11 protein-coding genes are annotated in these 12983 nt (G+C 66.9%); 5 read left to right on the top strand and 6 right to left on the bottom strand.

The features are described from left to right. Positions 1–14: 14 nt before the first annotated feature. From BST28_RS08990 to BST28_RS08970, 5 genes are read right to left on the bottom strand one after another with little or no spacing between them, the layout of a single operon-like run. Complete coding sequence (locus BST28_RS08990; RefSeq protein WP_043337938.1) at positions 15–929, bottom strand: SDR family NAD(P)-dependent oxidoreductase; 915 nt, start codon at positions 927–929, stop codon at positions 15–17. A gap of 32 nt (positions 930–961) precedes the next feature. Next, positions 962–1798 (bottom strand): TauD/TfdA dioxygenase family protein, encoded by an 837-nt coding sequence (locus tag BST28_RS08985; protein WP_019738775.1) that lies wholly within the window; start codon positions 1796–1798, stop codon positions 962–964. Then, complete coding sequence (locus tag BST28_RS08980) at positions 1795–3639, bottom strand: flavin-containing monooxygenase (RefSeq protein ID WP_019738776.1); 1845 nt, start codon at positions 3637–3639, stop codon at positions 1795–1797. Before BST28_RS08980 ends, BST28_RS08985 begins: the two co-directional genes overlap by 4 nt. Beyond that, positions 3636–5024, bottom strand: a complete 1389-nt coding sequence (locus BST28_RS08975) for an aromatic ring-hydroxylating oxygenase subunit alpha (RefSeq protein WP_083080731.1) — start codon at positions 5022–5024, stop codon at positions 3636–3638. Before BST28_RS08975 ends, BST28_RS08980 begins: the two co-directional genes overlap by 4 nt. Next, positions 5024–5896, bottom strand: coding sequence for an SDR family NAD(P)-dependent oxidoreductase (locus tag BST28_RS08970; RefSeq protein ID WP_065288560.1), 873 nt, complete (start codon positions 5894–5896; stop codon positions 5024–5026). The genes BST28_RS08975 and BST28_RS08970 overlap by 1 nt, the downstream gene beginning before the upstream one ends. Before the next feature lie 335 nt (positions 5897–6231). On the opposite strand from BST28_RS08970, the gene BST28_RS08965 reads away from it, so the two are divergent. From BST28_RS08965 to phoU, 5 genes are all read left to right on the top strand, one after another. Next, positions 6232–6822 carry a TetR/AcrR family transcriptional regulator gene (locus tag BST28_RS08965; RefSeq protein ID WP_065288561.1) on the top strand — a complete coding sequence of 197 codons (591 nt, stop codon included), beginning with the start codon at positions 6232–6234 and terminating at the stop codon, positions 6820–6822. A gap of 86 nt (positions 6823–6908) precedes the next feature. After that, positions 6909–7910, top strand: coding sequence for an acyl-ACP desaturase (locus BST28_RS08960; protein WP_019738825.1), 1002 nt, complete (start codon positions 6909–6911; stop codon positions 7908–7910). 17 nt (positions 7911–7927) lie between these two features. Beyond that, a complete protein-coding gene (gene dusB, locus BST28_RS08955) occupies positions 7928–9091 on the top strand; it encodes a tRNA dihydrouridine synthase DusB (RefSeq protein ID WP_109510931.1) in 1164 nt (387 codons plus the stop codon). Positions 9092–9273: 182 nt separating this feature from the next. After that, a complete protein-coding gene (locus tag BST28_RS08950; protein WP_020425477.1) occupies positions 9274–11451 on the top strand; it encodes an LCP family protein in 2178 nt (725 codons plus the stop codon). A 62-nt stretch (positions 11452–11513) separates the two neighbouring features. Continuing rightward, positions 11514–12182, top strand: coding sequence for a phosphate signaling complex protein PhoU (phoU, locus tag BST28_RS08945; RefSeq protein ID WP_083080729.1), 669 nt, complete (start codon positions 11514–11516; stop codon positions 12180–12182). A 14-nt stretch (positions 12183–12196) separates the two neighbouring features. Here phoU and pstB read toward each other — a convergent pair whose 3' ends face one another. Then, the gene (gene pstB / locus BST28_RS08940; RefSeq protein ID WP_019736536.1) at positions 12197–12973 is read right to left on the bottom strand and encodes a phosphate ABC transporter ATP-binding protein PstB; all 777 of its coding nucleotides are present in this window, start codon (positions 12971–12973) and stop codon (positions 12197–12199) included. Between the last annotated feature and the right edge of the window lie 10 nt (positions 12974–12983).

Below are 12983 nucleotides of genomic sequence, written 5' to 3'. Positions count from 1 at the left end.
AACACTCCTTTGTGCTACTGGGTTTCCTCGGGGTCGTGCCGAAGTCGGCCGGTCCGTGCCAGGTCGAAGCTGTACCGGATGTGGTCGGCGTGGCCATCCGGTACCGGCGGGAAGATCACCGGTGTACCGATATCCCGGATCTCCTCGATCCGTTCACCGACCTGGTCAACGGTCCATGACGGCTGGTACACGCCGGGGCTTTCGGCCACCACCGCCCGGGCCACCCGGCCCGCCAGCGCGATCAGCACCTCGCCGGTGACCGAACAGGACTCGTGCGCAAGCCAACCCACCACGGGCGCAACCAGTTCCGGTTGCATCGGCGGGTAGCCGGAGGTGTCGATGCCCTCGGCCATCCGCGTCACCGCCGCCGGCACCACGACATTGCACTTCACACCGGCGGTTGCGCCTTCCAGTGCCGCGACGTTGCTCAGCCCGATCACGCCCGCCTTGGCGGCCGCATAGTTGGCCACCTCGCAGTTGCCGTACAGGCCGCCGATCGACGACGTCAACACGATGCGACCGTAGCCCGCGTCACACATCAGCGGAAACGCGGGGCGCACGACATGGAAAGCGCCCCGCAGGTGCACGTCGAGGACGGCGTCGAAATCTTCCGAGCTCATCTGCCGCAGTGAGCCGCGTCGGACGTTTCCGGCGTTGTGGACCACGACGTCGAGCCGGCCGTAGTTCTCGAGCGCGGAGCCGATGATGTCCTGCCCGCCCCGCGGTGTCGCTACCGACGCCGTACAGGCGATCGCGTCGCCGCCGGCCTCCCGGATCTCCGCAGCCACCTGCTCAGCCGGGTCGACGCGCCCGCCGTCGCCGGTGAGATCGGCCCCGGTGTCGTTGACGATCACCCGGGCCCCCCGTGCCGCGAGCAGGTGCGCGTAGGAGCGCCCCAGCCCCCGCCCGGCACCGGTCACGACGGCCACACGGCCGTCGAACCTGAGCTCACCAGGACTGCTCAAGCGAAGGGTTCCTCACCGGCGAGCTTGGTCCGGTGCAGCATCCGGCCCGAGGAAGGATCGTAGGGGCGGGCCCGGTGCATCGTGCCGGTGTTGTCCCACATGACCAGGTCCCCGACGGACCATCGGTGCCGGTAGACGAACTGCGGCTGGGTGGCCCAGTCACGCAGTCGCACCAGGGTTTTGGTGCTCTCGGAGTACTCCATCCCGATGATGTGGCTGGCGGTGCAGCCGAGGATCAACGACTTGCGTCCGGAACGGTGCGTCCAGACAAGCGGCAGCTCGCACTGGCCGATCGCCATCATCTGTTGCAGCGTAGCGGCTTCCGGTTCCGGGTCGTAGTACAACAGTGAGTTCCACGCCGAGTGCATCGCCCGCAGCGAACCCAGCTGCTGCTTGTCCTGTTCGGGCAGCTGGTCGTAGGCGGCATAGGTGTTGCAGAACTCGGTGTCACCGCCGCCGCCGGCCGGCAGCACCTTGCTGGACAGCAGCGACGCGAGGATGGGCACCTGGTTCATCGTGCCGTCCAGGTGCCAGTAGAAGGAGCCTTTGAGGTAATCGGCCTGCTTGTTGACGCTGGTGTCCAGGGTGACGTCGTAGACGGCCGCACCGTCGCGCTCGGGCGCCAGCGTGCCCAGCGTTTCGGTGAAGGCGACCTGTTCGGATTCGGTGAAGCCGATCTGCGGGAACACCAGCACACCGCGCTGTTCGAGAAGCTCGCGGATCGCCCCGGCATGCGCGCCGCTCAGTAGCGCCGCCTTGTCAGCGAGAACCTCGGTCCCGATGCGCTCGGTGAGGTCGCGAGTCGGCAACGTGGTCGTCGTCTGCGATGTCACTGCAGCTCCATACCTTTCAGGTCGCCGGCCTCACGCCACTGCTTCAATAGATCATCGAAGGCGTAGAAGCCGGGTGAGTACACCTCGCCCAGGAACGAGCGGCTGGCATCCCCGAATCCACGGCCCTCGTTGTTGTAATAGCCGGGTGTGCAAGACAAGTCGAATGCCGAGTTGTCGAATGCCAATTCCCGGACGGTGTTCACCCAGGCGTCCTGACCCTCCTGACTGGGCTCGACCACCGTCGCTCCCCGCTTGAGCGCCTCAGCGATGATGTAGGCGATGTGCTCGGCTTGCTGCTCGAACATCGCGGTGGTGTTGGCCGACACGCCGCCCTGAATGAAACCGGTGTGGAACTGATTGGGGAACCCGCGGCTGGTCATACCGTGCAGGGTCGCGAACCCGTCGCGCCAGTGGTCGAACAGCGACACCCCGCCGCGGCCCTCGATGACGTCGATAGCGTACCGACGGCTGATCTCCGTGGAGATCTCGAAACCACTGGCGAAGATCACACACTCGACCTCATACTCGACGCCACCCGCGACAACGCCCTTCGCGGTGAGCTTTTCGACACCCTTGGATTCGGCCACATCGACCAGCGTGACGTTGGCCCGATTGAAAGTGGGCAGGTAGGTGTCGCTGGAGGTCGGGCGCTTGCACATGAACCGGTAGTACGGCTTGAGCGCCTCAGCGGTCTGCGGATCCTCGACGATGTCGTCGATGCGGCGGCGCAGCCGCTCCATGATCTTGTAGTCTTCCTCCTCCCGCATCGCCATGATCTCCTCGACGCCCAGCGCCGTCGGGTCGGGACTGGAACCGATTCGAGCGGTCAGATTGCGGCCCAACTCGGTCCAGAAGTCGCACACCATGTCGGGGGCGTCGAAGACCACGCCTTCGAACGGCGACCAGCGATGAAAGTTGCGCTTGCGTTCGGCCTGCCACCCCGGCTGCAGCGACGCGGCCCACTGCGGGTCGGTGGGCTCATTGCCGCGGAAGTCCACCGATGACGGGGTGCGCTGGAAAACGTAGAGGTGCTTGGCATCTCGCCCCAGATGCGGAACCAGCTGGACACCTGTCGCGCCGGTACCGACCAGCGCCACGCGTTTGTCGGCCAGCTTGTCCAGGCCACCGTTCGCGTCGCCGCCGGTGTAGTCGTAATCCCAGCGGGCCGAGTGGAAGACGTGGCCGCCCGCGTTCATGAAGTCTTTGATGCCCGCGATGCCGGGCAACTTGGGCCGGTTGTAGGAGCCTTGCGCCATCACCACGAAACGCGCCCGCAGGTCGTCGCCGCGGTTGGTCGTGAGCCGCCAGCGCTTGATCTCCTCGTCCCAGCGGACGGTGCGTACCTGGGTCGAGAAGATCGCCCCGTCGTAGAGGCCGAAGTGCTTTCCGATGTTCTGACAGTGCTGGAATATCTCGGCGCCGTCGGCGAACTTCTTGGACGGGATGAAGTCGAGCTCTTCGAGCATCGGGATGTAGCAGTAGGCGTCGTTGTCGCACTGGATTCCGGGGAAGCGGTTCCAGTACCAGACGCCGCCGAAGTCGCCGCCCATCTCGATGACCCGCACTTCGTGCACGCCGGCTTTCTTCAGGTAGGCGCCGGCCAGCAGTCCGGCGATGCCACCGCCCAGGACCACGACTTCGATGTCGGCGTCGATGGGTTCACGCGGGGTCACCGTGGTGTACGGATCGACCTCGGCGAAGTCCACGAAATCATCCTTGAGTTCGAGGTACTGCCCGGCGCCGTCGGAGCGAACGCGTTTGGCCCGCTCGGCGGCGTACTTCGCCCGCAACGCGTCGATGTCGAAATCGTCCGGCGTCTGGGTCGGTGCGCACTCCGTCATCGATGGTTTCCTTTCAGGAGCTCCTGCGGTTCGCCGGAGCCCATGTACTTCGCCAGCTGGTGGTGCAGGTTGACGATGGCGCGTTCCCGGTAGGGGTTGGGTTTGGCTCCCTGGTAGCCAAGGGATTTCATGCCCTGCTGGACCGCGGCCATGTTGGAGAAGTCCTGCGGCAGCACCGAGCGCCAATTCGGGTCGCCGACCGGTGTGTACTCCCACTGGGTCTGCGGTTCTTCACCTTCGGGAAACAGCTCGAACACCGAGACCTCGAAGATGCATTTGTCGGGGTTGTAGCTGGGATGCGGCCTGGCGCTGTAGCACAGCGCACTGGTCAGGCCCTGGCCGATCTGGAAGTTCGGGAAGATCTGCCATGCGGTGCCGGCCTGGCCGAGCACGTCGGCCGGGATCGTCGGCCAGATGACGCCGCGGGCCTCGTCGTCGCGACGAGCCGACGCCAGCCAGTGTTCGAGGACTTTGTCGGCCGGGGTGCCCTCGGGAAGCTCGTCGACCAGCCGCTTGGCGGCGTTCACCAGCGTCGTGGTGGTGGTGGCGTTGGTCTCCTCCATGGTGTAGATCTGCATTTCCGCGGTCGACACCCGGGGATCGGCGCCGGTGCCCAACCGGATCTTGGACTTCGTGGTCTCCAGATCGTTCGGGGCGTCGTAGCCGATATTGCTGTGCTTGCCCTGCACTTTGGCCCAGCCCTTGAATTCACCGAACTTGTTGAACTCCGGGTGGGTCGTATAGACGTGGTAGGTCTCGTTGAAGGCCTCCATGGCGACCTTCCAGTTGCAGTCGAACTCCAGCCATTTGCGCCACTTGTAGCGCATGTTCTCCAGCCCGAAGGGGTCGAGGATCTTGGCTGCGGGAAACAGGTAGTCGGCCAGAGATTCGCACTCCGGGTCCATGTTGATCCAGACCCAGCCGCCCCAGGTGTCGACGCGCACCGGCCGCAGGTGGGTGTTCTCCGGCGTCAGCGTGCCCTGCCAGTCGTCTTGTTCGCGAATGTGGGTGCACGCCCCGTCCAGGCCGTAGGTCCAGCCGTGGAAGCCGCAGACGAAGGACTTGCGGGTGCGCGCGCAGGCGTTCTTGGCCCCGGCCGGGGTGTCGACCAGTCGGCGGCCGCGGTGCATGCAGACGTTGTGGTGGGCGGCAAAGGTTTCCGGCCCGGTCCGGACCACGATGATCGAGTCGTCGAGGATGTCGTAGGTGAGGTAGCTGCCCACCTCCGGCAGGTCCTCGACCCGGCCGGCCTGTTGCCACACCTTGCGCCACAGCTTGTCGCGTTCGGCGCGGGCGTAGTCAGCGCAGGTGTAGGCCTCGACACCGATGGTCATCGGTTGCGACAGTTCTTCGGCCGTATCCGCGTTCTGGACCGGATCGGTCATCACATCCTCCTCATTGCGGCGCGGAAGGTTTCGTCCTTGAGGAACAGTGAGGTGTTGTCCGCGGCCAGGTGGCTCCACTTGAGGTCGAGCCCACCGTCGACCAACAGCGTCTGGCCGGTGATGTAGCTGGACAGATCGGACAGCAGGAACAGGATCGGGCCGGCCTGCTCCTCGGGCCGTCCCCGGCGTCCCATCGCGATCGCTCGCCGGTCCCGATCGGGGTCCGCCTCGACGTAGGTGCCCGACGCGGCCGTCTCGGTGACCCCGGGGGCCACCGCGTTGACCCGGATTCCGGCCTCCGCCAGCTCGAGCGCCATGGTCCGGGTCATCGCGACGACCGCAGCCTTGGCGGTGCCGTAGGCGATGTGGAACGGCGCGGTGTTCATGCCGCTGATCGAGGAGATCGACACGATCGAGCCCGGGCGCTGCTGGGACACCAGCTCGGCGGCGACCGCACGGCTCATGAAGAACGCGGTCTCGAGGTTGTGCGTGAAGATCTCTCGCCAATCGGAGCGGGCCACCCGGGTGGCGGGCATCCAGGTCGACGGCTCAGCGCCCCCGGCGACGTTGACCAGCCCGTAGAGCTGCCCGTCGGCGTGGCGCGCCGCATCGAGCACCGCGGCGATGCCCTCGTCGGTGGCGGCGTCGGCGACCACCGGCAGCACCGACAGACCCTCGGCCGCCAGCGGGGCGACGTGCGTCTCGAGGTTCTCCGCCGAGCGGCTCGCCGCAATCACCGTGGCTCCGGCGCGCGCCGCCATCGCGGTGACCGTCGTGCCGATGCCGCCGCCGCCGGCCCCCGACACCACCACGACGCGGCCTTCAAGGCCCAAGAGGTCCAAGCGACTCAGGAGGCTGGAGTGATCCGCCATGACCCGCCTTCTTCTGGCACAGACAGCAGATCCGCACACCCCCCGAAAGCCCTTAGGCACCGGATATGCGGATTTGTCCGGACAACATACGTCATTCTTCGTTCTGAAGAACACTATTCCGCAGCACCGTGCGCCCAGTCAAGGGAACGACCAGCCGCTCGGGCGGTTTTATTGTCTGGACTAACGCGGTGAGCGCCGTGCGGCCTCGGGCCTCGAGGCCGCATCCGGTGGGCTCGGCGGGGGCATGCAGTGCGGCCCCACAGGTCGTCGGGCCCGCACGCCGGGGTAGGCACCGGCGTTACGATCGATGGCAAATTGGACCTTAGGAGATTGAAGTGCCGTCCGGTCAACGCCGGGGCCGTTGGTCCGGGGTCCCACTACAAGATCGTCAGGCCCTGCGCCGAGACGAATTCATCGCCGCCGGCGTCCAACTGCTCGGCGACGAGAACGGGCCCACACTGACCATCCGGTCGGTCTGCCGTGCGGCGGCGCTGACGGAACGCTATTTCTACGAAAGCTTCACCGACCGTGATGAATTCGTGCGCGCCGTCTACGACGACGTGTGCACGCGCGCCATGGCGGCACTGCTGTCGGCCCGTACGCCGCGCGAAGCCGTGGAAGGATTCGTCGCCTTGATGGTCGACGACCCGGTGCGCGGTCGGGTGCTGCTGCTGGCCCCGGAGACCGAGCCGGTCCTGACCCACTCCGGTGCGCAGTGGATGCCCACCTTCATCGGGATGCTTCAGCGCAAACTGACCCGGATCGGCGATCCGGCGGTCCAGAACATGGTGGCGACCGGGTTGATCGGGGCGCTCACCGCCCTGTTCACCGCCTATCTCAACGGGCGGCTCGCGGCCAGCCGGACGCAGTTCATCGACTTCTGCGTCGACATGCTGCTCAATACCGGCCGGACCGAAGATCAATAGCACAACACGCCCTTGCGAACTTGCTGCTACCGGCATACACAGATATATTGCCTGCAACTAGCGGACACAGGTACTCAGGAGCTGTTATGACGCGTGAATGGACTGAACTCGAGTTGTTGCACGAACTCGAGCCGGTCGTCGAGAACGCGGTCAACCGCCACTTCTCCATGACCAAAGACTGGAATCCGCACGACTACGTCCCGTGGTCGGAGGGCAAGAACTACTACGCGCTCGGCGGGCAGGACTGGGACCCCGAGCAGTCGAAGCTGTCCGAGGTCGCCCGCACCGCGATGGTGCAGAACCTGCTCACCGAGGACAACCTGCCGTCGTATCACCGCGAGATCGCGATGAACTTCACCATGGACGCGCCGTGGGGCACCTGGGTCAACCGGTGGACCGCCGAGGAGAATCGGCACGGCATCGCGCTGCGCGACTACCTCGTCGTCACCCGCAACTGCGACCCGATCGAGTTGGAGACGCTGCGGATGGAGACCGTCAACCGCGGCTTCAGCCCCGGCCAGAACCACCAGGTCCAAGACGACCTGTTCGCCGAGAGCCTGTTCGACTCGGTCATCTATGTGACCTTTCAGGAGCTGGCCACCCGGATCTCGCACCGCAACACCGGCCGGGCCTGCAACGACCCGGTCGCCGACCAGCTGCTGGCCCGGATCTCGGCCGACGAGAACCTGCACATGATCTTCTACCGCGACATCAGCGCGGTCGGTTTCGACATCGCGCCGGACCGGGCGATGTACTCGCTGCACCGGGTGCTGGCCAACTTCCAGATGCCCGGATTCGTGGTGCCGGAGTTCCGGCGCAAGGCGGTGATCATCGCGGTCGGCGGTGTCTATGACCCGATCATCCACCGCGACGACGTGGTGATGCCGGTGCTGAAGAAGTGGCGCATCCTCGAACGGGACTTCAGCGGCGAGGCGGCCCGCTACCAGGACCAGATCGGCAAGATCGTCGCCGAGCTGGACGAGACGTGCGAGAAGTTCGAGGTGGCCAAGCAGCGCCGGCTCGAGCGGGAGGCCAAGATGGCCGAGAAGCGCGCCGCCAAGAAGGTGCTGGAGCCATCGGCGCCGTAGGCCATGGCGGCGGGCTGATGGCCGCCGGCACCGTAGTTCAGCGCGTACTGCGCATCGGTTCGCTTCCGCTCGCCAGCCCCGTGGTGCTGGCCCCGATGGCCGGTGTGACCAACGTCGCATTCCGAACTCTCTGCCGCGAGCTGGAGCAGTCCCGGACCGGTACGGTCAGCGGGCTGTACGTGTGCGAGATGGTGACGGCCCGCGCGCTCGTCGAGCGCCACCCGGCCACCCTGCACATGACGACGTTCGCGCCGGAGGAGTCCCCGCGCTCGCTGCAGCTTTACACCGTCGACCCCGAGACCACCTACGCCGCGGCCAGGATGATCGCCGACGAAGGTCTGGCCGATCACATCGACATGAACTTCGGCTGCCCGGTGCCCAAGGTGACCCGGCTCGGCGGCGGGTCGGCGCTGCCCTACAAGCGCCGGCTGTTCGGCAACATCGTCGCCGCGGCAGTTCGCGGCACGGCCGGCACCGACATCCCGGTGACCGTCAAATTCCGGATCGGGATCGACGACGCCACCCACACCCACCTCGACGCCGGGCGGATCGCGGAGTCCGAGGGCGCCGCTGCGGTGGCCCTGCACGCCCGAACCGCGGCGCAACGCTACTCCGGCACCGCCGACTGGGAGCAGATCGCGGCCCTCAAAGCGCAGGTCCGCTCGATTCCGGTGCTCGGCAACGGGGACATCTTCGAAGCCGGTGACGCGCTCGCCATGATGGCCGCCACCGGCTGTGACGGCGTCGTCATCGGGCGGGGCTGTCTGGGGCGCCCCTGGCTGTTCGCCGAGCTGTCCGCGGCCTTCGCCGGACGGCCGGCACCCACCCCGCCCACGCTGGGTGAAGTCGCCGACATCATCCGCCGCCACGGTGAGCTGCTGGCGTCGCATTTCGGCGAGGACAAGGGCATGCGGGAGATCCGCAAGCACGTCGCCTGGTACCTGCACGGGTTCCCGGCCGGGTCTCAGCTGCGGCGCGACCTGGCGATGGTCACGACACTGGCCGAACTCGACGCCCTGCTCGCCCAGCTCGACGGGTCGATCCCGTTCCCGGCGGCCGCCACCGGGCCCCGGGGCCGGCAGGGCTCACCGGCCAAGGTCGCTCTTCCCGACGGTTGGCTGGCCGATCCGGACGATTGCGCGGTACCGGTCGGGGCCGACATTATGCACTCGGGTGGCTGAAATGAGACGTTCTCGACATCGCGTGTCTGGAAACTTCTCAGTAGACTAAGTAACTTATTGCCCCAGGTGGGTAGTCCCTGCGGGGGCGCAACAGGGTACGGAGCATCAACGGTGATCATCCGTGCCACGCTGGCCGGCGATCGACGCCCGTCAGTCCCGAAGACTCGGAGGCCCGTAAGGACATGAGTGACGGCGACAACGCCACTCCTGGCCACTGGCCTGGAAACGGCCGGGATGACGGTGACCATCAGCTGATGACGATGACGCCGCCCGGACCCGCGCCGTGGGAGCGTTGGCAGACTCCCGCCCCGGCCCACCGCCATTCGGCTCCGGCCCGCCGACGCAACGGCGGTGACGGTTCGGTGACGGTCGCCGACCTGATCGCCAAGGTCAACGGCGGCGTTCCCCCGTCCGGCGGCCGCAGCCGGCGCCGCGCCGCCCCGGAACCCGTCGAAGCCGTCGAGGCCGTCGAGGCCGTCGAGCTGGACCCCGTACCCGCGCCGGAGCCGGAAGCCGAATTCTGGCCGGGCCTGGGCCTCGAGGAGGCACCGGCCTTCGCGGCCTTGGCGGCCACCGACGCGGCGAGGTTCACCGCCGACGTAGCGGAGGTGGCCTATCCGTCGGAGTTGCCCGACCTGGACCGGATTCACGGCACCCAGCTCGCCGCCGCCAATGACTGGGCCGACTGGGACGGGTTCGAGCCCACCACCGAACTTCCGGACGTGGCACGCGAGATACCGCCGGTCCGCCCCGACGACGACGCCGACGAGCCGCGCCCGCACCGGACCCACCACCGGGCGATGGTGGCCGGTCGGATGGTGGCGGCGCTGATGGCCGTACTCGCCCTGGTGCTGACCGGTTCGGCGTGGCAGTGGAGCACGTCGAAGAACCGCAGCCTCAACCACGTCAGCGCGCTGGACCCCGACTCGCACGACATCCTCGACGCGGCCGGCCAGTACGGCGACGAGAACTTCCTGATCGTGGGCGCCGATACCCGCGCCGGGGCCAACAGCCAGATCGGGGCCGGCAGCACCGAGGACGCCGAGGGCGCTCGATCCGACACGATCATGCTGGTCAACATCCCGGCCAACCGCAAACGCGTGGTGGTGGTGTCCTTCCCGCGCGACCTGGCGATCACACCGATCCAGTGTGAGGTCTGGAACGCCGAGACCGGCGCCTACGGCCCGATCTACGATCCCGATAGCGGCACCTACGGCGCCGAGACCGTCTACACCGAGACGAAGCTGAACTCGACGTATGCCTTCGGCGGGCCGAAGTGTCTGGTCAAGGAGATCCAGAAGCTCTCCGGGCTGGCGGTCAACCGGTTCATGGCCGTCGACTTCGTCGGCTTCGGCAAGATGGTCGACGCGCTGGGCGGCGTCGAGGTGTGCACCACCAGTCCGCTCTACGACCTCGAGCTGGGCAGCGTCCTGGAGAACAGCGGGCGGCAGCGGGTCAACGGTGCGACCGCGCTGAACTACGTGCGGGCCCGCAACGTCACCACCGAGGACAACGGCGACTACGGCCGGATCAAGCGCCAGCAGCTGTTCCTGTCGTCGCTGTTGCGCTCGCTGATCTCGACGAACACCTTCTTCTCGCCGACCAAGCTCAACAACGTGGTCAACATGTTCATCGGCGACAGCTACGTGGACAACGTCAAGACGAAGGACCTGGTGAACCTCGGGCAGTCGCTGCAGAAGGTGGCGGCCGGGCACATCACCTTCGTGACCGTGCCGACCAGCGAGACCGACGAGAACGGCGACGAGGTCCCGCGTATGGACGACATGCGGGCGCTGTTCGACGCCATCATCAACGATGATCCGCTGCCCGGCGAGAACGACCACAACGCCACATCGGTATCGACCACCGCGGCCAGCCCCACCACCCAGTCCGCGCAGGCCTCGGCGACCCCGGTCGAGCCGGCGCCCAAGCCGACCGTCGAGCAGGTGCGGGCGGTCACGACCTCCCCCGGTGATGTCACCGTGCGCGTCTCCAACGCTACCGAGGTGTCCGGCCTGGCCGCCTCCACCTCCGCGGAGCTGCAGCAGTGGGGCTTCGACGTCGACAGCGCCGACGACTACCCGGGCACGGTCAAGGGCACCAAAGTGCTGTTCTCCCCCGGCAACGAGCAGGCCGCCGCCACCGTGGCCTCGGCGCTGTCCGGCGCGCCGATCGAGCGGGTCACCGGCTTGGGCAGCATCGTGCGCGTGGTGCTCGGCTCGGATTTCCGTAGTGTCACCAAGCCGGCCGCCAGCGGCTCCCAGGTCAACGTCCAGCTCAACCGCGGCGCCAACGCCGAGCCGACCGAGCTGCCCGCCGACCTGACGGTCACCAACGCAGCCGACACCACCTGCGAGTAGCCGCCGGGGCGGCGACTGCCGCTGCACGGCCCACGATCGGCCCCCAGGTTAGTCTTGAGGGCATGCGAACCGCCTATCACGAGCAACTCTCGGACTTGGCCGAACAGCTCGGCACGATGTGCGGCCTGGCCGGGATCGCCATGGAACGTGCCACTCAAGCCCTGCTGCAGGCCGATCTGGTAGTAGCCGAGCAGGTGATCTCCGGTCACGAGAAGATCGCCTCGATGAGCGCTCGCGCCGAAGAGAGCGCCTTCGTGCTGCTGGCGTTGCAGGCGCCGGTCGCCGGGGACCTGCGGGCCATCGTCAGCTCCATCCAGATGGTCGCCGACATCGACCGGATGGGCGCGCTGGCGCTGCACGTCGCCAAGATCGCCCGCCGCCGGCACCCGCAACACGCACTGCCCGAAGAGGTCAACGGATACTTCGCCGAAATGGGCCGAGTCGCAGTTGATTTGGGCAACAGCGCCCGGGAGGTGCTGCTGTCCCGCGACCCGGAGAAGGCCGCCCGGATCCGCGAGGAAGACGACGCGATGGACGACCTGCACCGGCATCTGTTCTCGGTGATGATGGACAAGGAGTGGCGGCACGGTGTCGCCGCGGCTGTCGACGTGACATTGCTCGGCCGGTTCTACGAGCGGTTCGCCGACCACGCGGTGGAGGTGGCCCGCCGGGTGATCTTCCAGGCCACCGGCAAGTTCCCGGACGAGAACACGCTGCCTTCGCCGGAGTAGCTACGGCTTCGCCGCTAGCCGAAGCGGCCGGAGATGTAGTCCTCGGTCTCCTTGCGGCTCGGGTTGGAGAAGATCTTCTCGGTGCCGTCGATCTCGATCAGCCGGCCCGGTTTGCCGACATCGGCCAGGTTGAAAAACGCCGTCTGATCGCTCACCCGCGCCGCCTGCTGCATGTTGTGGGTGACGATGACGATGGTGTACTCCTGCTTGAGCTGGGATATCAGCTCTTCGATGGCCATCGTCGAGATCGGGTCCAGCGCCGAGCACGGCTCGTCCATCAACAACACATCGGGTTGCACCGCGATGGCACGGGCGATGCACAGTCGCTGCTGCTGCCCGCCGGAGAGGCCGCCGCCGGGCTTGTCCAACCGGTCTTTGACCTCGTTCCACAGGTTGGCGCCGCGGAGCGAGAACTCGGCGGTCTCATCGAGCGTCCGCCGGTTGCGGATACCCTGCAGTTTCAGCCCGGCCACCACGTTGTCGCGAATCGACATGGTGGGGAAGGGATTCGGACGCTGAAACACCATACCGACGGCCTTGCGCACGCCCACCGGGTCGATTCCGGGCCGGTAGATGTCTTCACCGTCGAGCAGCACCGAGCCCTCGATGCGAGCGCCCGGGGTGATCTCATGCATCCGATTGAGGGTGCGCAACACGGTCGACTTGCCGCACCCGGACGGACCGATGAATGCGGTGACACTGCGCGGCGCGACCGAGAGCGTCACGTCGGCGACGGCGTGGAACGACCCGTAATAGATGTTGAGGTCGGCCAGGTCCAACCTTTTTGCCACCGTGCAGCTC

The sequence above is a fragment of the Mycolicibacter kumamotonensis genome (assembly GCF_002086285.1).
Classification (GTDB): domain Bacteria; phylum Actinomycetota; class Actinomycetes; order Mycobacteriales; family Mycobacteriaceae; genus Mycobacterium; species Mycobacterium kumamotonense.
This window is presented reverse-complemented; position numbering and strand designations above follow the sequence as displayed.